This window comes from Bradyrhizobium sp. USDA 4504 (genome assembly GCF_054063995.1).
Genome location: NZ_JBSSGV010000001.1, coordinates 7,224,934 through 7,245,461, shown reverse-complemented (window position 1 = coordinate 7,245,461; position 20,528 = coordinate 7,224,934). Strand labels below are relative to the sequence as shown.

The following is a 20,528-nucleotide window of genomic DNA, read 5'->3' as shown; positions in this document are numbered from 1 at the left end:
TTAGGCTCGCTTGGGGCATAGCACGAGCAGCAAGGGCAATGGGAGCCCTTGGGGAGCGCGTTGAGCTGGCTGCGGACCGGCAGGCTCACAGGAGCCGGGTGGACATGGCCAAGGTGCTTGAGCCCCTGATTTCCGACGCCAGAGCCTGAGGCAGCGCCATGGACGCCCCTGTGCGCACCGAGGCCCAGACCAAGGCCTACTCTTACGTTCGCTTCTCGACACCATCGCAAGCCGCTGGAGCAAGCCTACAGCGTCAGACTGAGAAGGCGGCCAAGTATGCCCTTGACCACGGGCTTACTCTGGACACCGAGTTGAACATGACGGACTTGGGCGTGTCTGCCTTCAGAGGCAAGAACGTGCGCACAGGGACGCTGGGCCGGTTCCTGGAAGCGGTCGAGAGAGGCTACGTCGAGCGCGGCAGCTACCTGCTGATCGAGAACATGGACCGGCTCTCCCGGGCCGACATCGTCACTGCGCAGGGCCTGTTCCTGCAGTTGGTCGGAAGTGGCATCAATCTCGTGACGTTGACGAACGGTGAAGCGTACTCGGCCGAGCGCCTACAACGAGAGCCTGAGGCAATCTTCTTGGTCGTGTTGGAGCTGATCAGAGCCAACAAGGAGAGCGTGCGCAAGGCACAGCTGATCGGTGACGCCAAGGCGCGGAAGAAGAAGCGACTTGCGGAACATGGCCTTGAGGGCAAGCCGTACACTCGACAGACCCCTGCGTGGATCACGTGGTGTGAGGAGGAGAAGCAATACACCTTGATCCCGGAGCGAGCAGACATCGTGCGGGAGATGTTCGTGAGGATGGACAAGGGCGATGGCCTTACACGGATTGCCCGAGACCTCAATCTGCGCGGTGTGCCTACATGGGCGCGGAGCGGAAACCAGAGAACCGCTGATCACTGGAGGACCAGCTACATCCGCAAGGTGCTCACGAGCAGTGCGCCAATCGGTACGTTCACGCCGCACACCACGACGCATGATGAGACCACGAGGGCACGCCGTGACGAGCCCATGACCCCCGTGGAGAACCTGTTCCCTGCTGCGGTCGATGCCGACACGTACTGGAGAGTTCACCGCAAGCTCAGCACCAAGGCGCCCCGAGGGCGTAATGCCAGACGGCCGCCCAAGTCCATCGTGTCAGGTATCGTGTTCTGCGCCACATGCGGGCACGCGGTGACGCGGGTGACCAAGGGCGACTACGTGTACCTCGTGTGCTCCAGAGCGAACATGCGGGCTGATGGGCATCCCTATAAGGCGGTGCGATATGAAGCCGTTGAGAAGGCCCTCCGGGGGAACGCGCGGCAGCTTGTCAAGGATGCGCCCCGAGGGAAGAGCACTACCGAGCTGGAGAGGAAGATTGAGACGCTGCAGGCGGATGCCGACGCAGCTGAGCAAAACACCTTTGACTTGGCGGACCTCGCTGCGCGCGAGAACAGCCCAGCAGCAAGACGCAGACTTTCCGACATGGAACGACAGCTGAAGGCGTTGCAGAAGCAGTTGCGTGACCTAAGAACCCAGAGGGACACCCTGACCACCGCCAGCGTGAAGGATCGCCTCAAGGCGGTGGAACGCGCGCTGACTGGCAAGGCGGACGTGGTGGAGGTCAACGAAGTTCTCAGGGACGCCATACGCCGCGTCGTGCTTGATCCTGAGCAGGGGCACCTGTGGGTTCGTTGGCACCACTCGGAGGAGATACAGGACATTCTGTGTGTCACGAGGCACATGGATTGGACAGAGATGCGAGAAACGACACCGCCAATGCACGCGTTGTTCCCAGAGCAGGCGACAGACCGAACGTAAGGACACCCAGTGGCCACCCAAGCTATCAAGACCAACAAAACCGTTCCCGAATGGGATAAGCCCGCCCGCATCCGGCGGGCAGACGTAAGAATGCCCGATGACAGCGGCATCACAGTGGAACAGTTGCAGGCTCAGATTGATCGAGCGTCGTCGACACCTCAGGGACCAGTATCCCAGACGGTAGACCGGAGCGCGATCCTCCTCGCAGAGAACGTGTTCCAGTGGCGCGGGGATCACAGCAGGGACCAACTGCCACGCGAGAACCACATCCACACTCTGGCCAAAGCCATCAGGGAAACGAACAAGCCATTGGAAAGCCTCTTGGTGCTGCCGGTGGGCTCACAGTTCTACGTGATTGATGGTCATCATCGTCTTGCAGCCTACGATACCGCTGGGTGGACCAAGGGCATTCCGGTGGAGGTCTTCAAGGGCACCCTTGCCGAAGCGCGTGTGCGAGTGCGTGTTTCGGCAATTTCCGGACAGCAATTTCGGTAATTCGCGGACAGCGATTTCAGTAATTCCGGGACAGGGATTCCGCTAAATCGCGGACAGTTGCGGGAGGTTGGTTTTCGGGAGCGCCGTTCAGGCAATGTTCTCTCTCAAGCTGAGTTTGAGAGGGGCAATGCCGAGACGGAAGCAAGCGAAACGAACCACTGTGAAGGACCTACGATCGATCCTGAGGCTGACGTACGAGCAGGACCTGTCGGTTCGGGAGATCTCGGAACGGCTGCAGATCAGCAAGAGTTCGGTTGCCACCTACCTGCTGCGAGCGCGTGAAGCGGGTTTGAGCTGGCCGCTGCCGCCGATTTACGAGAGCGAGGCGGCCTTGCAGCGAGCCTTGTTCCGGCGGGTCGGGCGCCCCCCGCAGGACTTGAGCGAGCCTGAGTGGCCACGGGTGGCGCAGGAGCTCAAGCGCAAGGGCGTGACGCTGACGCTGCTGTGGCAGGAATACCGGACGGCGCATCCCGACGGCTATGGTTACACGTGGTTCTGCGAGAAGTTTGACGCCTATCGGCGCCGGGCGAACCCGACCTTCCGTCATCGCCACGCGGCGGGTGCAGTGATGCAGACCGACTATGCCGGTCCGACGGTGGAGGTGATCGATCCGCAAACCGGCGAGATCCGTCAGGCGCAGATATTTGTCGCGGTGCTCGGGGCCTCGTCGCTGACCTTCGCTATGGGGAGCTTCGGTCAGCGACTACCAGATTGGATCGAAGGCCAGACCCGAGCCTTGTCGTACTTCGGCGGAGTTCCCAAGGCGATCGTCTGCGACAATCTGAAGGCCGGGGTCGTCAAGGCGTTGTGGTTCGAGCCGACGCTCAACCAAACCTTTGCCGCCATGGCCGAGCACTACGACACGACGATTTTGCCGACCCGCAGCCGCAAGCCGCGCGACAAGGGCAAGGTTGAAGGCGCGGTGCTGATTGTTGAGCGCTGGATTCTGGCACGGCTGCGCCATCGGCGGTTCTTCAACCTGACCGATCTCAATACTGCGATCGGCGGTCTGCTGGAGGAGCTGAACCATCGGCCGATGCGCCATATCGGCAAATCCCGCCGGCAGCTGTTCGAGGAGATCGAGCGCGCTGCGTTGACGCCGCTGCCGGGCGAGCCGTTCGAATACGCCGAGTGGAAAACGGCGAAGGTCCACCCCGATTATCACGTCGAAGTCGACAAGACCTTTTACTCGGTGCCGCACCGGCTGATCGGCCGTCGGGTGGACGTCCGGCTCACCTATCGAGCCGTCGAGATCTTCCAGGATCACACGCGTGTCGCCAGCCATGTGCGCCGCTCTCAGCGCGGCGGCCATGTCACCGTGAACGAGCACATGCCCAAGGCCCATCAGCGTTATGCCAATATGACGCCGGCGAGCTTGATCAAGATGGCAGCGCGGATCGGCGTCAACACCGCCACTCTGGTCGAGCGGATGATGCGTGAGCGCCCGCATCCCGAGCAGGGTTATCGCTCCGCCATGGGGATCATCGCCCTGGCACGGCGCTACGAGCGCGATCGGCTCGAAGCGGCCTGCGAGCGGGCACTCGTCATCAACGCGATCAGCTACTCCTCGGTGAGCGCGATCCTCAAATCCGGGCTCGACCGCGCGAGCCCTGCTGCCGCACCCGTCAAAGCCACCCCCTCGCACGCCAACATCCGTGGTGGGGGCTATTATCAATGAAGGAAAGGAACATCGCGATGCTGACCCACCCGACCCTCGAGCAGATGCAGGCGCTCGGCCTTGCCGGAATGGCGGCCGCTTACCGGCAACTAGCCGAACAGGACAATGCCGCCGATCTCAGCCGGGATGAGTGGCTCGGCCTGATGCTCGATCGCGAAGCCGCCATGCGTGCCGACCGGCGCCTGACCAATCGGCTGGCCGCAGCCAAGCTGCGCTTCGTCGACGCCTGTATCGAAGACGTCGACTTCGCTTCCCGCCGCGGCCTTGACCGGCGCAACACCCTGCAGCTGGCGCAAGGCGCCTGGCTGAAAGCCCATGAGAACTTCATCATCACCGGCCTGACCGGGACTGGCAAAACCTGGTTGGCATGTGCCTTCGGACGCCAGGCGGCCAGGCTCGATCATTCCGTCCTTTATTTGCGTATGCCGCGCTTGTTCGAAGACCTCGCCATGGCCCGTCTCGATGGTCGCTTCCCGCGCCTCATCGATAAGCTTGCACGTGTCCAGTTGCTCATCCTCGACGATTGGGGCACCCACACCCTCAATGACCAGCAGCGCCTTGATCTCCTCGAAATCTTCGAAGAGCGCTACAGGCGCAAATCGACCTTGATTACCGCTCAGCTGCCCGTTGCCCAATGGCACGACATGATCGGCGAGCCAACCATCGCAGATGCTATCCTCGACCGGATCATCCACAACTCCCACCGTATCGCCCTCGAAGGCGACAGCATGCGAAGGAAAAAAGCCGCGCGCCCCTTGACCGACGTCGAAAACAGCGAAACGAATATCAACTGACTTCAACAACCAGGCAACCAAAAGCCAGCGCCGCCACGCTGTCCGCGATTTAGCGAAACTGCTGTCCGTCAGTTAGCGAAACCGCTGTCCCGTTTTTGCGAAATACGCATGCGAGCACTCTCCAGTAACACCAAAGACAAGCTGCCCATGACCACGCCAGCCAAGAGTGAGGCTGCTTGGCGGATTACGAAGGAGGACCTTGGGGCACTCACTGCGGCTCAGATCGTCGAACTAACCGGCATCTCGATACGTCAGGTGCGCATCATGCGAAAGGTTTGGCGGGAGCTAAATGAACGGGAGGGCCTCGACCGAGACTCATTGAGCATGCTGACGTGGAACAAGGCGCGTGCCCTCTGGGAGGGCAAGGAGATTGAGGGCGACTTCGATCAGGAGGGCTGGAAGGAAAGGAAGGCGCAGGAGATGGTCGATTTGATCAGGCGGACCAACGTTGCCAACAGCCTCCTTCAGGACGCGGAGGTCACCGCACTTGCCTTGCAGAGGCTCCACGAGGGCCTCCCGGCGACCCTGATCGAACTGTGGGCGGTAGACCATCAGGAGCTGATTTCGGACCTCGCCGAGCGAATCGCCAATCCGCCGGACGACATTTCCTTCTGAGGGTGCAGATACAGGGCGTGCAAAATGCACCCTTGCTCGGTGAATTAGGAGTAACATAGCACCTAATTTGTAACTAACCGGATTCCGACCACGAGCGCCGCCGAAGGAGGCGGGACGGGTTAATCCATACGGACAGTTAGCCCGCTTCGGGCTTGAGCTTTGCGAGGTGGACCAGCTCCGAAATGACCTTCGCGAACGGCACCCGTTGTTCATCTATGTCGCGCTGTCGGGTCACGTAGGTTGGATGGTGAGCGGCAGTATCTCCCAGCTCCTTTATTTTCATGAGGGTGGCGGCGGCGCCCCGAGCGAGCTTCACGTGTCGTGTCGCTGATACTTGAGCAATGATCTTTTCCAGGGTCACGTAATCACCCTTTGCATCTTGGATGGCTTCTCGTGCACCCGCCGCCTCGAACGCCAAGATGAGCAAACATTCTTCCAGCCGTCTGGATAAAACGGCGCACGCGTCATAGAAGCCGAAATGATAGCTGCCATTGATTTGCTGCACGAGGGACTGAAGATACTGCCGCGTACCCTCAACGATGTCCGCAGGTAGCAGGTGGTCATCAATCTTTGGTTTGGGGACGGAGCCCGCCAAAACGGCGTACTTGGTCGAGAGCTGCGGAATCGCTGCCAGACGGAGTTTCACGGTGCCCGCGAGCTTGCCACGTATGATATTCCGATCATCGCGCAACTGACTTCCTAAGCGCGAAGAGTTGACCGCCCCGCGCAAGGACAGGTCGTGCATTAGCTTCGCCAAGTCGGCAGGACGCTGCTCTGGTTGGTTCTCAACTTCGGTATAAAACCACAACAGAGCGATGGCGCAGCCCTTTTCGGACAACCCCAATCGCGCGAGACCGTCTGCGAATATTGATAGTTTAGTCTTCATCTTCAGCGGCGAGCAGCCAACTTTCGAAATCCGCGCGGGCCTTCGCGGTCAGTTGGTAGGCGGCAGGGGCGCCACCGCGACTACGGGCCCGATCCGTCGTTAGCTTCTTCATGTTGCTCTTCAGAACGACAGACACTGCGGATAACGTGATCCGGACACCGAGGGCGCTCAACAGCCGATGTATGTCACCTGACGTCAGCGGCTGATTAACGAACCAAATCGCAAACGCCACCTTGTTGTAGCGCTGTCCCGATGCGTGCAAGATTTTTTGCTCGATTTCAGAGAAGTGCTCATTCTCTTTCACTTGATTGGCGATGGCATTTACATCAAGCGAGCCATCGAGCGTATCGGCTTCACTGTTCGCGCGTTGACTGGGCTTGCGCCGAGTCTTCGCGGCCCCATTCACGCGTGCTGGAGGAGCAGAAGAGGCTGCTTTCAACTGCCACCAGCGTTCAAGTAGTTGATCAACGTCGCCTCGAGACCCTTCTATCTCGATTTCCGCGTCTCCTGACCGAAGGCGGACCTTAAGGCTACTGCTCATTGTTGAGCCCCCCGTTTCCGACCATGGCATATCATAGGTAGAGCAATCGGCGCAGTTCCCCCATTTGGGTAGCCAACAGCTTTGTTTCGGACAGCCATTTCGAGTTGCGACGCTGCAGTGGTGACTTGGGCGGTGGCCGACCCCTTAAAGCCGAGCAGTTTGAAACTGGACTGCTGGGGTCGACCAGTAAGGGGCCCGGTGTCGAAACGGGGCCCCATTTTTCTGCGTGGGCTCGCAGCGGCGTCTCGGACGCGGGGATGCGCCGGTCCCGCACCAGACAGAGCAAGACCGGCGCGATACGCTACGCCTTGGGGCACTCAGGGAGCGACAGCAGATTGTTCGGCTGCTCTCCATCGGCCGTCGTCTTCAGGTACTTGTTACCAAATCGGCTGACTGCGACGACAACCCAGACAGGGTCAGCATTCGGAGGCTTCACCCAGAAGTCCCATTGTCGCGTCTCAATCAGGACAATGGCGTCCTGTTGAGTGATGCGCCAGCCACCACCAGCAGTTCCGCCCACGTGCGTAATGCGCTCGTGTGGATTGTGGCGGTCGCTCTTGTTGATGCAGCTGATCTGGGCGGTCTGCGTTTTTATAGTGAGGTTCATCAATATCACCTGTGTCTTGCGAGACAGGCTTGACCACTGGCTGTATCTCTGACTCTATCAGAGTTGCGTAACGACCAATGTCCCGCTTCACCTGTCTCGCGGGTTAGTAGCGGACCAGAACTGCAGAAGCCGTTGGACCCTTGGCCGGGTTTGGCGGCTTCGTTCGTTCAGTTCCCCCGCAGGGTGATTGTTGATCCCGATTCCGTCAAGCCTTAGTCGGGCTTCTCTCACCATACCGCTATATATGGGGGAAAAGCGGGATAACCTCCTTTCAGAGTTGAATTGGGCGCACTTACATCGGTCTCGGCAAGAAGTCCGAATCAGCGTCTTTTTGTCATTGACAGCCAGCATTCGCAATAGTAGGCCTGCCCGACAAGGCGGTGTCGGAAGCCCGCGAACGCGTGCGTTCGGCGCTGATCGCCTCCGGCCTCGCGCTTCCCGCCCGCCGCATCACCGTCAACCTCGCACCCGCCGACCTGCCCAAGGAGGGCAGCCATTACGACCTGCCGATCGCGCTCGGCCTGATGGCGGCGATCGGCGCGATCCCGCCGGATGCGCTGAACGGCTTCACCGTGCTCGGCGAGCTCGGGCTCGACGGCTCGCTCGCGCCGGTGGCGGGCGTGCTGCCCGCGGCAATCGGCGCCAATTCGCGCGACGAGGGATTGATCTGCCCGGCCGCCTGCGGCTCGGAAGCCGCCTGGGCCAGTCCGGACATCCAGATCATCGCGGCAGATTCGCTGATCCAGATCGCCAACCACTTCAAGGGCACGCAGGTGCTGTCGCGGCCGCAGCCGAAGGTGCATGAGCGCGAGGAAACGCTTTTGGACCTGCGCGACATCAAGGGCCAGGAGAGCGCGAAACGCGCGCTCGAGATCGCCGCCGCCGGCGGTCATCATCTTCTGATGATCGGCTCGCCCGGCGCCGGCAAATCGATGCTGGCGGCGCGACTGCCCTCGATCCTGCCGCCGCTGTCGCCGTCGGAGCTGCTCGAAGTCTCGATGATCGCCTCGGTTGCCGGCGAGATCCGCGACGGCGCCCTGACCGCGCGACGCCCGTTCCGCAGCCCGCATCATTCCGCCAGCATGGCCGCGCTGACCGGCGGCGGCATGCGCGCCAAACCGGGCGAGATCTCGCTGGCGCATCAGGGCGTGCTGTTCCTCGACGAATTGCCGGAGTTCGATCCGCGCGTGCTGGATTCGCTGCGTCAGCCGCTGGAGAACGGCGAGGTTTCGGTGAGCAGGGCCAACCACCGCGTCACCTATCCGGCGCGCTTCATGCTGGTCGCAGCCATGAACCCGTGCCGTTGCGGCCATGCCTATGAACCCGGCTATTCCTGCAAGCGCGGCCGGCTCGACCGCTGCACCGGCGACTACCAGATGCGGATCTCCGGCCCGCTGATGGATCGCATCGACCTGCGGATCGAGGTGCCCGCCGTGACCGCGGCCGATCTGATCCTGCCGCCGCCGGCGGAGGGATCGGCCGAGGTTGCCGCCCGCGTCGCGGCCGCGCGCGACATCCAGCTCGCGCGCTATGCGGCTGCCGGCATGCCGCATGTCCGCACCAATGCGGAAGCGCCGAGTTCGCTGCTCGAGACCATCGCGCAACCCGACGCGCATGGGCAGAAGCTGCTGCGCGAGGCCGCCGACAACATGCACCTCACCGCGCGCGGCTATCACCGCGTGCTGCGGGTGGCGCGCACGCTTGCCGATCTCGACGGCGCCGAGACGATCGGCCGGCTACATCTCGCCGAAGCGCTGTCTTATCGTGCATTGGCCGACGATTTGCGCCGCGCGGCGTGATCTCCGCCGGCTTCCGGCCGGTGCCCGCCGCGTCAACGTGACAGTAACCACTCTCATTTACGCTCCGCAAACCATAAGCACCGCGATCGGCGGCAAGCTTGGGTCGAGCGAGTTGTGTCATGTTGCGTTTGAAGATTTTGACCTCGGTGGTCCCCCTTGCCGTGGCCGCGGTCCTTGCCCGCGCCGAATTCCTGCCGGGCCCGCGGCCCTGCATCGAGGTGGGCGGCGCCACGATGCAGATCGCATCGATCCCCTGGCTGGCGCAGCTTCACGTCAGCTTCACTGACGACCCCAGCCAGGCCACCGTCCGGGTCCAGATCGCCGACAGCGCCGACGCCGCCGACTTCACCGTGATCGACGACATCGACGACGCCGAGGCCGGCGCCTGCGAGAGCAGCGCGACGGCGCAGCTGATCGGGATTTCCGGCGATGCCTCGGCAACCGGCCCCGTCATCTATCTGACGCGTGATGCTGGCCCGTCCGACTACCGTGTCTTCGTGCAATCGAAGACGTTCTCGGTGCGGGATGCCGCGGCCTTGATCGTCAGCGCCCGCGGCGGACACCGCCGACTTGAAGCCGCATCGCCCGCACCTGACACGCGCGTCCCGAACCGGGTCATGGCGGAATTAACCTCCCACTAACCCTGTTCTGAGGGCAGCGCGAAATGGCCACCAATTTCAAGCACTTTGCAAGCTGGCCGACGCATCGTCAGCGCCAGATCAAGCTGTCTCAGGGTCACCATTGATGGGGCGTTTCTTCCGGATCAAGTTGCGCCTTCGCCGCTTCCTCCGGCGCCATTCCTGGCTCGCGACGATCGTGCGCTCGTTCACGATCTTCTCCGTCGCGTTTGGCAGCGCCTTCGGGTTCATTTCGGGCGCGCTCTCGCAACAGAGCGGCTACGATCCCAATGCATTCGCGATCGGGGTCAGCTTCCTGTTCGCGCTCGCCTGCCTTTGGATCGTGACGCTCGGCATCCGCCTGCGGCTGATGCGCAAGCGGCTGCGCACCATCGCCATGCACAATGAAGCGATGGCCGACCGCAACTGGGAACTGCAGGAGGCCGAGCAGCGCGCCTCTACCCTGTTCGAGGCGCAGGACGATTTGATCGTGCTGCGCGACCTCGACGGGCTCATCACCTATGCCAACGATGCCTATTGCGAGCTGGCGCAGAGGCCCCGCAGCGAATTGATCGGCAGCACCGCGACGCTGAAGGTGCTCGAACAAGGCGACACCGCGCTCGAATCCAACGGCACGCGGGTCTACGACCAGAAGATCGAGGGACCGCTCGGACCGCGCTGGATCGCCTGGCGTGAAGGCCTCGTGCGCAACGATGCCGGCGCGCCCGCGGAAATGCAGAGCGTCGGCCGCGACGTCACCGACCGCACCGAGAGCGAGCGCGCGCTCGCCGAAGCGCGCGATCAGGCCGACGCCGCCAACCGCGCCAAGTCGCGCTTCCTTGCGATGGCGAGCCACGAGATCCGCACCCCGCTGAACGGCATCATCGGCATGAGCGGATTGCTGATGGATACGCAGCTGACGTTGGAGCAGATGACCTACGTCAAGGCGGTCAAGACATCCGGCGACGCGCTGCTCGCGCTGATCGAGGAGCTGCTCGATTATTCCAAGATCGAGGCCGGCAAGATCGATCTCGAACACCGCGCGTTCGCGCTGTCCGGCCTGATCGAGGACATCACCGAGCTGCTGGCGCCGCGCGCGCAGACCAAGGGCATCGAGATCGCCGCCTATGTCGACGAACGGCTGCCGATGCAGGTGACCGGCGACGCCGCGCGGCTGCGTCAGGTGCTGCTCAATCTCGCCGGCAACGCCATCAAGTTCACCGCGACCGGTGGCGTGGCGCTGATCGTCGAGCCCGGCATCTGGCCGAACGAGATCAGCTTCCTGGTCCGCGACACCGGCATCGGCATCGCGCCGGAAGCGCAGCAGCGCATCTTCCGGGAGTTCGAGCAGGCCGACGACCGGATCGCGCGCAGCTATGGCGGCACCGGCCTCGGCCTCTCGATCAGCGACCGCATCGTCAAGCGGATGGGCGGCCGCATCACGCTCGCAAGCACGCCGGGCGCCGGCTCGACCTTCGAGGTGTCGATCCCGCTCGTCGCCGCCGATACCGGCGAGGCCAACGGCTTCGCCGCGCCCGACTTGACGGGACAGTCGATCATGCTGGTGGCGCCACACAGCATCGAGGTCTCGCTGATCTCGCGGCGGTTGCAGCGCTGGGGCGCACAGACCTGCATCGTGTCGGATGCCAACGTCGCCGAGGCGCTGCTGCCGGAGCGGAGCTGGCATGCGGTGCTGATCGACCACACGCTTGGCACGCCGACGATGGAGGCGTTTGCCGACGCCTCCCGCCTCCATGCAACCCATCGCATCGTGATGTTCACGCCGGCGACGCGGCAGGACCTTTCGGCTTCCGAGTCAGCCATGTTCACCGGCTACCTGGTGAAGCCATTGCGCGCGTCGTCGCTCGCCGCGCGCCTGACCGCATCGCCGGAAGTCGCTGCGCCGAGCCTTGCGATCGAGGCGGCCGCCGAGTCCGCGCCCACAGCGCTTGCATCCGCGCTGCCGGACAAGGGGTTCTCGATCCTGGTCGCCGAGGACAATGAGATCAACGCGCTGTTGATGCGCTCGCTGCTCACCCGGCTCGGCCACAACGTGGTCATCACCACCAATGGCGAGCAGGCGATGGAGTCCTGGCTGTCGGCGACCTCAGCCGGCACGCCCTATGATCTCGTGCTGATGGACATCCAGATGCCGCGCCTCAACGGCATCGAGACCACCAAGCAGATCCGCACCCATGAAGCGGCACAATCCGTCCGCCGGACCCCGATCCTGGCACTGACGGCAAATACGCTGGTGGAGGACCGCTATGCCTGCTTCGAAGCCGGCATGGACGGCTTTCTGATCAAGCCGCTCGACCGCGAAAAGCTGGAAGAAGCGCTCGCGGGCCTCGCCGCCGCACGGCACATTGCGGCGTAGCAGCCAATACCTCGGTGTCGTCCCTGCGCAAGCAGGGACCCATAACCACCGAAGCCAGTTTTACGCCCGCTGGGGCTACAGCGCTGCAAATCACAGACACCTGTGGCTATGGGTCCCCGCGTTCGCGGGGACGACAGCTGTGATGTGGCGCGTTCGCTGGAATGCGGTGCCGGCTACAGCCGGCGCAGCGCGACCGACTGCACCACGTGGTCGGCGCCCTTCTTCAGGATCAGCGTCGCGCGCGGGCGGGTCGGCAGGATGTTGTCCTCGAGATTGGCGAGGTTGGTGCGCTCCCAGATCGCGATCGCGGTCGCCGTTGCTTCCTCGTCCGACAGCGGCGCGTAGCGGTGGAAGTAGGACCTCGGATCGGTGAACGCGGTGTCACGCAGCGCCAGGAAGCGCTTGATGTACCACTCCCGCAGCACGGCCTCGTCGGCGTCGATATAGACCGAGAAGTCGAAGAAGTCGGAGACGAACGGCACCGCCTTGCCGTCGCGCGGCAGCCGCCCGGTCTGCAGCACGTTGACGCCCTCGACGATCAGGATGTCCGGCTGGTCGATCTCGACCCATTTGTTCGGCACGATGTCGTAGGTCAGATGCGAATAGACCGGCGCGCGCACGCGGCGCCGCCCCGCCTTGATGTCGCTGAGGAACGACAGCAGCGTCGGCAGGTCGTAGCTTTCCGGAAAGCCCTTCTTCTGCATGATGCCCTGCCGCTCGAGCACCGCGTTCGGAAACAGGAAACCGTCGGTCGTGATCAGATCGACCTTCGGCCGCGGCGACCAGCGCGCCAGCAGCGCCTGCAGCACGCGAGCCGTGGTCGACTTGCCGACCGCGACGGATCCGGCGACACCGACGATGTAGGGCATCTTGCGGTCGCGGATGTTGAGGAACTGGCGCTGCGAGTAATACAGCCGCTGGGTCGCATCGACATAGATCGAGAGCAGCCGCGACAGCGGCAGGTAGATGTCCTCGACCTCCTGCAAATCGAGGCGATCGTGCATCGAACGCAGGCGATCGAACTCGCCGGGCTCGAGCGTCATCGGCGTATCGTCACGCAGATGCGACCATTGCTGGCGCGTGAAGATGCGGTAGGGGTTGTACTGTTGATCTGGTGCCCGGATGTCCATGAGGCTGCCCCTCTCGATGCGCTCGATCATTTGCGCTAGTCGCGCTTGCGCGACGCCTTCTCTTCCAGTCCCGACATCGAGGTGCGCTTCTCCAGCGCGGCCTCGACGTCCTCCAGCTTCACGCCGCGGGATTTCAACAGAACCAGCAGGTGAAACACGAGATCGGCACTTTCGGCGATGAGGTGATCGCGGTCATTCTCGACCGCGGCGATCACGGTCTCGACCGCTTCCTCGCCCAATTTCTTGGCGCAATGCTCCGCGCCCTTGTCGAGCAGCTTGCGGGTGTAGGACGCCTCACCGCCCGTTGCAGCGCGGGCGTCGATGGTGGCGGCCAGATCGTGGACCGTGAAACGCGACATCAACTCAACTCAAGCATGCACAGCGGCACCGCACGGGTACCATCCCTTAGGTGGGGACTTAGCATTTTTGTGACAAGGAGTCCCAGCTCTCCCTGTTTGAGCGTGGTCTTCACGGAAAACCGGTTTCCACTTTTCCTGACCACGCTCACGCTAGGGATCGAGCCGCATCGGCAGGCCGGCGCGCACCATGTGATCCTTGGCCTGGCGGATAGTGAATTCCCCGAAGTGGAAGATCGACGCGGCCAGCACGCCGGTGGCGTGACCCTCGCGGACGCCGTCGACCAGGTGGTCGAGATTGCCGACACCACCGGACGCGATGACCGGTACGGGGACACTGTCCGCGATCGCCCGGGTCAGCGGCAGGTCAAAGCCCTGCCTGGTGCCGTCCCGGTCCATCGAGGTCAGCAGGATTTCGCCGGCGCCGAGCGAGACGACCTCCTGGGCGTACTCGATGGCGTCGATCCCGGTGGCATTCCGTCCACCATGGGTGAAGATCTCCCAGCGGTCCGAGCCGCCGGCGCGCTTGACCCGCTTGGCGTCGATCGCGACCACGATGCATTGCTCGCCGTATTTCTCGGCCGCTTCCTTGACGAATTCGCGCCGGCTGACGGCCGCTGAATTGATCGAGACCTTGTCGGCGCCGGAGCGCAGCAGGGTCTTGATGTCGTCGACGGTGCGGACGCCGCCGCCCACGGTCAGCGGCATGAAGCAGGCTTCCGCCGTCCGCCGCACCACATCGAGCATGATGCCGCGGTTTTCATGGGTGGCGGTGATGTCGAGGAAGGTGAGCTCGTCGGCACCGGCGGCGTCATAGGCGATCGCGGCTTCGACCGGGTCGCCGGCGTCGCGCAGATCGACGAAGTTGACGCCCTTGACCACGCGCCCGTCCTTGACGTCGAGGCAGGGGATCACGCGAACCTTGAACATGACCTCCTCCTAAGCGCCGCGGATCAGCTGAAGGGCGGCGGCCGGATCGAGCCGTCCGTCATAGAGCGCACGGCCGACGATCGCGCCGGCCAGCTTCTTCGCACGCGGCTCCAGCAGCGCCTTGACGTCGTCGATCGAGGCAAAGCCGCCGGAGGCAATCACTGGAATCGAGATGCGGTCGGCGAGCGCGATGGTGGCGTCGAGATTGAGGCCCTTGAGCAGACCGTCGCGGGCGATGTCGGTGAAGATGATCGCGGCGACGCCGGCATCCTCGAAGCGCTGTGCGATCTCGAGCGCGGTCACGTGCGAGGTCTCGGCCCAGCCTTCGACCGCCACCTTGCCGTCGCGCGCATCGAGACCGACCGCGACGCGGCCGGGGAATGTGTTCGCCGCGCCCTTCACGAGCTCAGGATCGCGCACCGCGGCGGTGCCGATGATGACGCGCGTGATGCCCTTGTCGAGCCAGGCCTCGATGGTCTTGAGGTCGCGGATGCCGCCGCCGAGCTGCACCGGCATGGTGACGGCCTTCAGCATCGCCTCCACCGCATGCGCATTCATCGGCTTGCCGGCGAAGGCACCGTCGAGATCGACGACGTGGAGATATTCGAAGCCCTGCGCGGCGAAGCTCGCCGCCTGCGCCGCCGGATCGAGATTGAACACGGTGGCGCGCGCCATGTCGCCCTGCTCCAGGCGCACGCACTGGCCGTTCTTCAGATCAATCGCTGGAAAGAGAATCACGGCTTCCACTTCAAGAAATTGGCGATCAAAGCGAGGCCGAAGCGCTGGCTCTTCTCGGGGTGAAACTGGGTGCCGATCGCGGTGTCCTTGCCGACGATCGCGGTCACCGGCCCGCCATAGTCGGCGCGCGCGAGCACGTCCGCCTCATTGGCGGCGTTGAGGTGATAGGAGTGCACGAAATAGGCGTGACGTCCTTTCGGCCCGAGCGGCAGCCGCTCCAGCACCGGATGCTCGCGCACCATGTCGAGCGTATTCCAGCCCATATGCGGGACCTTCAGGCTCTCGTCGCGCGGCTCGATCTTCTCGACATCGCCGCCGATCCAGTTGAAGCCCTCGGTGATCACGTGCTCCTTGCCGCGCGTCGCCATCAGCTGCATGCCGACGCAGATACCGAAGAACGGCCGGGCCTTGACCCGCACCGCCTCGGTCAGCGCCTCCAGCATGCCGTCGACCGCGTCGACGCCGCGGCGGCAATCGGCGAACGCGCCGACGCCGGGCAGCACGATGCGATCGGCGCGATACACCGCATCGGGATCGCGCGTCACCTTGATGGCTTGCGGATCCTCCATGCTGCGCGCGGCGCGCTCAAAGGCCTTGGCCGCCGAATGCAGATTGCCGGAGCCGTAATCGATGATTGCAACGGTCATCGCGTTCCTCCTGGCTCTGGAAACAATCCGATGATGCCGCCTTGCGGCATCGACGGGGGTTTTGAGAATGACTGACCCGGAACGTCGCGGGTCGGCGGCGGCGCGCCGCGATCGACGGAGCGCTGATCGTGGACGGCGCCGCGATGCCGCGCGGTCCAGCGCGCGAAGAAGCGGCGCTCGGCGGCCTCCGCATCGTCGCCCACGACGATGTCGATCTGGCGCCACCTGCGCCGCGACAGCGTCCAGCGCTGCAGGGTCGCGGCCTCGAGGCCGAGCAACACCATCAGCACCAGGTCGACGAAGAAGATCGCGCTACGGCCGACGCCAAGCTTGGCCAGCGCGTAATCGATCACGAAAGTAAGAACGAACCAGCCGATCAGCGCCAGCCAGAGCCGATGCCAGGCCAACCAGATCACGCCCGCAACCGCGGCCCAGAAATGGAAGCCGTCTCGCACGAAGACGAACTTGTCGGTCGCCGCGAGATCGGCGCCGTTGGCCACGGGGGCATGCACTGTATAGACCGGCATCGAACGCTCCGCCGAGGATGGACTCTTAGTTAAAGCACGATCTTTCGGAAAACCGGCATCCACTCTCCCGGATCATGCTCCAGAGATCAGCCGCCGAGCTGACCCTTGGTCGAGGGCACTTCGCCCTGGGCACGCGGATCGATCGCAATTGCCGTCCGCAGCGCCCTCGCCAGACCCTTGAAACAGGATTCGGCGATATGATGGCTGTTCTCGCCATATAGGGTCTCGACGTGCAGAGTCACGCCGGCGTTCATCGCGAAGGCGTTGAACCACTCGCGCACCAGCTCGGTGTCGAACTCACCGATCTTGTCGCGCGGGAATTCGGCCTTGAACACCAGCACCGGGCGGCCGGAAATGTCGATCACGACGCGCGAGAGCGTCTCGTCCATCGGCATGTGGATCGAGGCATAGCGGGTGATGCCGGCCATGTTGCCGAGCGCCTGCTTCACGGCCTGCCCGAGCGCGATCCCGACGTCTTCGGTGGTGTGGTGGTAATCGACATGGAGATCGCCATCCGCCTTCACCGTGATGTCGATGCGCGAATGCCGGGCCAGGAGGTCGAGCATATGGTCGAAGAAGCCGATCCCGGTCGAAACCGTGGATACGCCTGCTCCGTCGAGGTTGACCGTCACCTCGATGTCGGTCTCCTTGGTCTTGCGCTTGATGGTTGCGGTGCGCATGAAAATTGAGCTTTCCCGTGCCGAAAACGCCGGTCTTTTAACAGGCTGATGTCACCTTCGCTACTGCGGGATGACCTCGAAACGCCCCAACTTCCGGCCATGGTGACCGGAAATCGTTGTCGATCTGGTTCTGCCGCGCTTTCCTCACGCGAACCGGTGCCCACTTCGCCTGAAAACACGCCGATTTCGTCCCGATTGTAACCCCCTGCCCGACCGCCTAAATCTGCCCGGAAGAGAGGTAACCTATGCAAGCATCCCCAAATGAGCTGCCGGTCTGGCATGGCACCACGATCTGCACGGTCCGCAAGGGCGGCAAGGTGGTGATTGGCGGCGACGGGCAGGTCTCGATCGGCCAGACCGTGATCAAGGCCAATGCCAAGAAGGTCCGCCGGATCGGCAAGGGCGACGTGATCGGCGGCTTTGCCGGCGCCACCGCCGACGCCTTCACCCTGTTCGAGCGACTGGAAAGCAAACTGGAGCAATATCCGGGGCAGCTCACCCGGGCGGCCGTCGAGCTCGCCAAGGACTGGCGGACCGACCGCTACCTGCGCCGGCTGGAGGCCATGATGATCGTGGCCGACAAGGACGTTTCCCTGGTGCTGACCGGCACCGGCGACGTGCTGGAGCCCGAATCAGGGGTCATGGCGATCGGTTCCGGCGGCAATTACGCCCTCGCCGCGGCCCGCGCGCTGGTCGATACCGACAAGGACGCCGAGACCATCGTCCGCCGCGCCCTGGATATCGCCGCTGATATCTGCGTCTACACCAACCGGAACGTGACGATCGAGACGATCGGCGGCTGAGCATGGCCAGCCCCTATCATTTCCGCCCGATGACGCCGGCCGACCTGCCGCTGGTCAAGCAGTGGCTGGCGTTGCCGCATGTCCGGGAATGGTGGGGCGATCCGGCCGAGCAATATGCGCTGGTCAGCGGCGACCTCGATGAGCCGGCCATGGACCAGTTCATCGTCGCAACCGATGCGTCCGATTTGGGCTACATCCAGTGCTACGACCTGACGGCGTGGAATTCCGGCTTCGGGGTCCAGCCTGAGGGCACGCGCGGGGTCGACCTCTTCATCGGCGAGCCCGACATGATGGCAGGTGGCCACGGCTCGGCGCTGATCCGCGCCTTTGTCGATGACCGGCTGGCGCAGGGCGCGCCACGCATCGTCACCGATCCCGATCCGGCCAATGCGCGCGCGATCCGCGCCTACGAGAAGGCGGGTTTTCGAAAGATGGGTATGGTCGACACGCCGGACGGGCCGGCGCTGCTGATGGCGCGCGACGCATGACGATCGCGCACAAGCCCATCACCGGCGTTTCAGCGCGGCATTGGCTGGCGATCGCGGCAGCACTGCTCGTGCTGCAAGCAGCGCTGCTTTATGCGATGGGCCGTCTTCCGATCTGTGCCTGCGGCTACGTCAAGCTCTGGCATGGCTCGGTTCAGAGCTCGGAGAACTCGCAGCACATCGCCGATTGGTACACGCTGTCGCATGTGCTGCATGGCCTGCTGTTCTACGGTCTGACCTTCCTCCTGTTGCCGCGCCTCGCCTGGCCCGGGCGGCTGATTGTCGCGATGCTGATCGAAGGCAGCTGGGAGCTCGTCGAAAACTCCAACTGGATCATCGAGCGCTACCGCGCCGGCACGATCTCGCTGGACTATTACGGCGACACCATCGTCAATTCGGTGTCGGACACCCTTGCGATGGTTGTCGGCTTCCTGCTGGCGCGCAAGCTGCCGATCGCGGCGACCGTCGCGCTCGGCGTGTTGTTCGAAACCGTGCTGCTGCTTCACATTCGCGACAATCTGACACTGAACATCATCATGCTGATCCACCCGTTCGAGGCGATCAGGCAGTGGCAGGCCGGGCCGCCGATTCTTTAGGGGACCATGCCTTGGGGGACTGCCGCTTGCCGAGACCGCGATTCCAACCTAGCTAGAGCCAATGACTCACTTCTCTCCCCGTGAAATCGTTTCTGAACTCGACCGCTTCATCGTCGGCCAGACCGACGCCAAGCGCGCCGTCTCGATCGCGCTGCGCAACCGCTGGCGGCGGCTGCAGCTCGCCGGTTCCCTGCGCGAGGAGGTTCTGCCCAAGAACATCCTGATGATCGGGCCGACCGGCGTCGGCAAGACCGAGATCGCGCGGCGGCTGGCCAAGCTCGCCGGCGCGCCGTTCCTCAAGGTCGAGGCCACCAAGTTCACCGAGGTCGGCTATGTCGGCCGCGACGTCGAGCAGATCGTCCGCGACCTCGTCGAGGTCGCGATCGCACAGACCCGCGAGCGCAAGCGCAAGGACGTTCAGGCCCGCGCCCAGCTTGCCGCCGAGGAACGCGTGCTGGACGCGCTGGTCGGCCCGGGATCGAGCCCGGCGACGCGCGAGTCGTTCCGCAAGAAGCTGCGCGCCGGCGAGCTCAACGACAAGGAAATCGAGATCGAGACGCAGTCGGGCGGCAGCGGCATGCCGATGTTCGAAATCCCCGGCATGCCCGGCGCCCAGATGGGCGCGATCTCGCTCGGCGACATCTTCGGCAAGATGGGCGGACGCAGCAAGACTCGCCGCCTGACGGTGGAGGGCTCGCACGAAATCCTCGTCAACGAGGAATCCGACAAGCTGCTCGACACCGATCAGCTGGTGCAGGAGGCGATCAACGCGGTCGAGAACAACGGCATCGTGTTCCTCGACGAGATCGACAAGATCTGCGTGCGCGAGAACCGCGCCGGCGGCGACGTCTCCCGCGAGGGCGTGCAGCGCGACCTGCTGCCGCTGATCGAGGGCACCACGGTCTCGACCAAGCACGGCGCCGTCAAGACCGACCACATCCTGTTCATCGCCTCGGGTGCGTTCCATATCGCCAAGCCGTCGGACCTTTTGCCGGAGCTGCAGGGCCGCCTGCCGATCCGCGTCGAGCTGCAGGCACTGACCCGCGACGACATGCGCCGGATCCTGACCGAGCCGGAGGCGTCGCTGATCAAGCAATATGTCGCGCTGATGAAGACCGAAGGCGTCACGCTCGACATCACCGACAATGCCATCGACGCGCTGGCCGATGTCGCCGTGGCGGTGAATTCCACGGTCGAGAATATCGGCGCAAGGCGGCTGCAGACGGTGATGGAGCGAGTGCTGGACGAGATCTCCTTCACCGCGCCCGATCGCCACGGTGAGACCATCCAGGTCGACGCCGACTACGTCACCAAGCATGTCGGCGACCTCGCCAAGAACACCGACCTGAGCCGATTTATTTTGTAGGCGGCCACCATAGTCGTCCCGGCGAAAGTCGGGACCCATAACCCCGACAGTCCGCG

21 protein-coding genes and 1 pseudogene are annotated in these 20,528 nt (G+C 63.6%); 12 read left to right on the top strand and 10 right to left on the bottom strand.

The annotated features are described in order from the left end of the window. Positions 1-158 precede the first annotated feature (158 nt). From ACVMB1_RS33960 to ACVMB1_RS33940, 5 genes are all read left to right on the top strand, one after another. On the top strand, positions 159-1,805 hold the full coding sequence (locus ACVMB1_RS33960) for a recombinase family protein (RefSeq protein WP_076833699.1): 1,647 nt from the start codon (positions 159-161) through the stop codon (positions 1,803-1,805). A gap of 9 nt (positions 1,806-1,814) precedes the next feature. Next, the gene (locus ACVMB1_RS33955) at positions 1,815-2,300 is read left to right on the top strand and encodes a ParB/RepB/Spo0J family partition protein (protein ID WP_456849683.1); all 486 of its coding nucleotides are present in this window, start codon (positions 1,815-1,817) and stop codon (positions 2,298-2,300) included. 127 nt (positions 2,301-2,427) lie between these two features. After that, positions 2,428-3,978: an IS21 family transposase gene (gene istA, locus ACVMB1_RS33950; protein WP_253603713.1), complete on the top strand. Its 1,551-nt coding sequence runs from the start codon at positions 2,428-2,430 to the stop codon at positions 3,976-3,978. Positions 3,979-3,995: 17 nt separating this feature from the next. Beyond that, entirely contained in the window at positions 3,996-4,772 is a 777-nt protein-coding gene (gene istB / locus ACVMB1_RS33945) for an IS21-like element helper ATPase IstB (RefSeq protein ID WP_253609770.1), read from the top strand. A 108-nt stretch (positions 4,773-4,880) separates the two neighbouring features. Next, positions 4,881-5,387, top strand: a complete 507-nt coding sequence (locus ACVMB1_RS33940) for a hypothetical protein (RefSeq protein WP_456849681.1) — start codon at positions 4,881-4,883, stop codon at positions 5,385-5,387. 136 nt (positions 5,388-5,523) lie between these two features. On the opposite strand, the gene ACVMB1_RS33935 is transcribed toward ACVMB1_RS33940, so the two are convergent. From ACVMB1_RS33935 to ACVMB1_RS33925, 3 genes are all read right to left on the bottom strand, one after another. Further along, positions 5,524-6,225 (bottom strand): hypothetical protein, encoded by a 702-nt coding sequence (locus ACVMB1_RS33935; protein WP_143271222.1) that lies wholly within the window; start codon positions 6,223-6,225, stop codon positions 5,524-5,526. Between the two features lie 37 nt (positions 6,226-6,262). Beyond that, positions 6,263-6,814, bottom strand: a complete 552-nt coding sequence (locus ACVMB1_RS33930) for a hypothetical protein (protein ID WP_076833702.1) — start codon at positions 6,812-6,814, stop codon at positions 6,263-6,265. 301 nt (positions 6,815-7,115) lie between these two features. Next, positions 7,116-7,421 (bottom strand): DUF3892 domain-containing protein, encoded by a 306-nt coding sequence (locus ACVMB1_RS33925; RefSeq protein ID WP_076833703.1) that lies wholly within the window; start codon positions 7,419-7,421, stop codon positions 7,116-7,118. A gap of 344 nt (positions 7,422-7,765) precedes the next feature. Here ACVMB1_RS33925 and ACVMB1_RS33920 point away from each other — a divergent pair. The 3 genes and pseudogenes from ACVMB1_RS33920 to ACVMB1_RS33910 form a co-directional block, all read left to right on the top strand. Further along, positions 7,766-9,220 (top strand): annotated as a pseudogene (locus tag ACVMB1_RS33920) (YifB family Mg chelatase-like AAA ATPase); the annotation flags it as partial. Positions 9,221-9,339: 119 nt separating this feature from the next. Next, a complete protein-coding gene (locus tag ACVMB1_RS33915) occupies positions 9,340-9,861 on the top strand; it encodes a protease-associated domain-containing protein (RefSeq protein WP_076833695.1) in 522 nt (173 codons plus the stop codon). 103 nt (positions 9,862-9,964) lie between these two features. Then, positions 9,965-12,214: a PAS domain-containing hybrid sensor histidine kinase/response regulator gene (locus tag ACVMB1_RS33910; RefSeq protein ID WP_076833693.1), complete on the top strand. Its 2,250-nt coding sequence runs from the start codon at positions 9,965-9,967 to the stop codon at positions 12,212-12,214. 173 nt (positions 12,215-12,387) lie between these two features. On the opposite strand, the gene coaA is transcribed toward ACVMB1_RS33910, so the two are convergent. The 7 genes from coaA to hisB all read right to left on the bottom strand — a co-directional run bounded on the left by coaA (position 12,388) and on the right by hisB (position 17,222). Then, the gene (coaA, locus tag ACVMB1_RS33905) at positions 12,388-13,344 is read right to left on the bottom strand and encodes a type I pantothenate kinase (RefSeq protein ID WP_026192056.1); all 957 of its coding nucleotides are present in this window, start codon (positions 13,342-13,344) and stop codon (positions 12,388-12,390) included. Positions 13,345-13,379: 35 nt separating this feature from the next. Beyond that, the gene (locus ACVMB1_RS33900) at positions 13,380-13,703 is read right to left on the bottom strand and encodes a phosphoribosyl-ATP diphosphatase (protein WP_028341982.1); all 324 of its coding nucleotides are present in this window, start codon (positions 13,701-13,703) and stop codon (positions 13,380-13,382) included. 150 nt (positions 13,704-13,853) lie between these two features. After that, positions 13,854-14,630 (bottom strand): imidazole glycerol phosphate synthase subunit HisF, encoded by a 777-nt coding sequence (hisF, locus tag ACVMB1_RS33895; protein ID WP_038382736.1) that lies wholly within the window; start codon positions 14,628-14,630, stop codon positions 13,854-13,856. Positions 14,631-14,639: 9 nt separating this feature from the next. Next, a complete protein-coding gene (hisA, locus tag ACVMB1_RS33890; RefSeq protein WP_076833848.1) occupies positions 14,640-15,368 on the bottom strand; it encodes a 1-(5-phosphoribosyl)-5-[(5-phosphoribosylamino)methylideneamino]imidazole-4-carboxamide isomerase in 729 nt (242 codons plus the stop codon). Further along, a complete protein-coding gene (gene hisH / locus ACVMB1_RS33885) occupies positions 15,365-16,015 on the bottom strand; it encodes an imidazole glycerol phosphate synthase subunit HisH (protein ID WP_028341984.1) in 651 nt (216 codons plus the stop codon). The genes hisA and hisH overlap by 4 nt, the downstream gene beginning before the upstream one ends. Continuing rightward, positions 16,012-16,542, bottom strand: a complete 531-nt coding sequence (locus ACVMB1_RS33880) for a DUF2628 domain-containing protein (RefSeq protein WP_076833691.1) — start codon at positions 16,540-16,542, stop codon at positions 16,012-16,014. The genes hisH and ACVMB1_RS33880 overlap by 4 nt, the downstream gene beginning before the upstream one ends. Positions 16,543-16,628: 86 nt before the next feature. Further along, on the bottom strand, positions 16,629-17,222 hold the full coding sequence (gene hisB / locus ACVMB1_RS33875; RefSeq protein WP_016841476.1) for an imidazoleglycerol-phosphate dehydratase HisB: 594 nt from the start codon (positions 17,220-17,222) through the stop codon (positions 16,629-16,631). 245 nt (positions 17,223-17,467) lie between these two features. Here hisB and hslV point away from each other — a divergent pair, with 245 nt between their 5' ends. The 4 genes from hslV to hslU all read left to right on the top strand — a co-directional run bounded on the left by hslV (position 17,468) and on the right by hslU (position 20,472). Further along, positions 17,468-18,025, top strand: coding sequence for an ATP-dependent protease subunit HslV (hslV, locus tag ACVMB1_RS33870; RefSeq protein ID WP_057020343.1), 558 nt, complete (start codon positions 17,468-17,470; stop codon positions 18,023-18,025). A 2-nt stretch (positions 18,026-18,027) separates the two neighbouring features. Then, positions 18,028-18,513 (top strand): GNAT family N-acetyltransferase, encoded by a 486-nt coding sequence (locus ACVMB1_RS33865; RefSeq protein WP_076833690.1) that lies wholly within the window; start codon positions 18,028-18,030, stop codon positions 18,511-18,513. Continuing rightward, positions 18,510-19,106 (top strand): DUF2585 domain-containing protein, encoded by a 597-nt coding sequence (locus ACVMB1_RS33860; protein WP_076833688.1) that lies wholly within the window; start codon positions 18,510-18,512, stop codon positions 19,104-19,106. The genes ACVMB1_RS33865 and ACVMB1_RS33860 overlap by 4 nt, the downstream gene beginning before the upstream one ends. A 61-nt stretch (positions 19,107-19,167) precedes the next feature. Continuing rightward, positions 19,168-20,472, top strand: a complete 1,305-nt coding sequence (hslU, locus tag ACVMB1_RS33855; protein WP_057020340.1) for an ATP-dependent protease ATPase subunit HslU — start codon at positions 19,168-19,170, stop codon at positions 20,470-20,472. Positions 20,473-20,528 lie beyond the last annotated feature (56 nt).

What these genes read in the sequence shown, in the direction of transcription:
- istB (WP_253609770.1), top strand. Translation starts at nt 3,996, where the DNA reads ATGCTGACCCACCCGACCCTCGAGCAGATGCAGGCGCTCGGCCTTGCC.
- ACVMB1_RS33915 (WP_076833695.1), top strand. Translation starts at nt 9,340, where the DNA reads ATGTTGCGTTTGAAGATTTTGACCTCGGTGGTCCCCCTTGCCGTGGCC.
- hisB (WP_016841476.1), bottom strand. Translation starts at nt 17,222, where the DNA reads ATGCGCACCGCAACCATCAAGCGCAAGACCAAGGAGACCGACATCGAG.
- ACVMB1_RS33900 (WP_028341982.1), bottom strand. Translation starts at nt 13,703, where the DNA reads ATGTCGCGTTTCACGGTCCACGATCTGGCCGCCACCATCGACGCCCGC.
- ACVMB1_RS33880 (WP_076833691.1), bottom strand. Translation starts at nt 16,542, where the DNA reads ATGCCGGTCTATACAGTGCATGCCCCCGTGGCCAACGGCGCCGATCTC.
- ACVMB1_RS33940 (WP_456849681.1), top strand. Translation starts at nt 4,881, where the DNA reads ATGCGAGCACTCTCCAGTAACACCAAAGACAAGCTGCCCATGACCACG.
- ACVMB1_RS33960 (WP_076833699.1), top strand. Translation starts at nt 159, where the DNA reads ATGGACGCCCCTGTGCGCACCGAGGCCCAGACCAAGGCCTACTCTTAC.
- hslV (WP_057020343.1), top strand. Translation starts at nt 17,468, where the DNA reads ATGCAAGCATCCCCAAATGAGCTGCCGGTCTGGCATGGCACCACGATC.
- hisH (WP_028341984.1), bottom strand. Translation starts at nt 16,015, where the DNA reads ATGACCGTTGCAATCATCGATTACGGCTCCGGCAATCTGCATTCGGCG.
- ACVMB1_RS33910 (WP_076833693.1), top strand. Translation starts at nt 9,965, where the DNA reads ATGGGGCGTTTCTTCCGGATCAAGTTGCGCCTTCGCCGCTTCCTCCGG.
- istA (WP_253603713.1), top strand. Translation starts at nt 2,428, where the DNA reads ATGCCGAGACGGAAGCAAGCGAAACGAACCACTGTGAAGGACCTACGA.
- ACVMB1_RS33930 (WP_076833702.1), bottom strand. Translation starts at nt 6,814, where the DNA reads ATGAGCAGTAGCCTTAAGGTCCGCCTTCGGTCAGGAGACGCGGAAATC.
- ACVMB1_RS33860 (WP_076833688.1), top strand. Translation starts at nt 18,510, where the DNA reads ATGACGATCGCGCACAAGCCCATCACCGGCGTTTCAGCGCGGCATTGG.
- coaA (WP_026192056.1), bottom strand. Translation starts at nt 13,344, where the DNA reads ATGGACATCCGGGCACCAGATCAACAGTACAACCCCTACCGCATCTTC.
- hslU (WP_057020340.1), top strand. Translation starts at nt 19,168, where the DNA reads ATGACTCACTTCTCTCCCCGTGAAATCGTTTCTGAACTCGACCGCTTC.
- hisF (WP_038382736.1), bottom strand. Translation starts at nt 14,630, where the DNA reads ATGTTCAAGGTTCGCGTGATCCCCTGCCTCGACGTCAAGGACGGGCGC.
- ACVMB1_RS33925 (WP_076833703.1), bottom strand. Translation starts at nt 7,421, where the DNA reads ATGAACCTCACTATAAAAACGCAGACCGCCCAGATCAGCTGCATCAAC.
- ACVMB1_RS33865 (WP_076833690.1), top strand. Translation starts at nt 18,028, where the DNA reads ATGGCCAGCCCCTATCATTTCCGCCCGATGACGCCGGCCGACCTGCCG.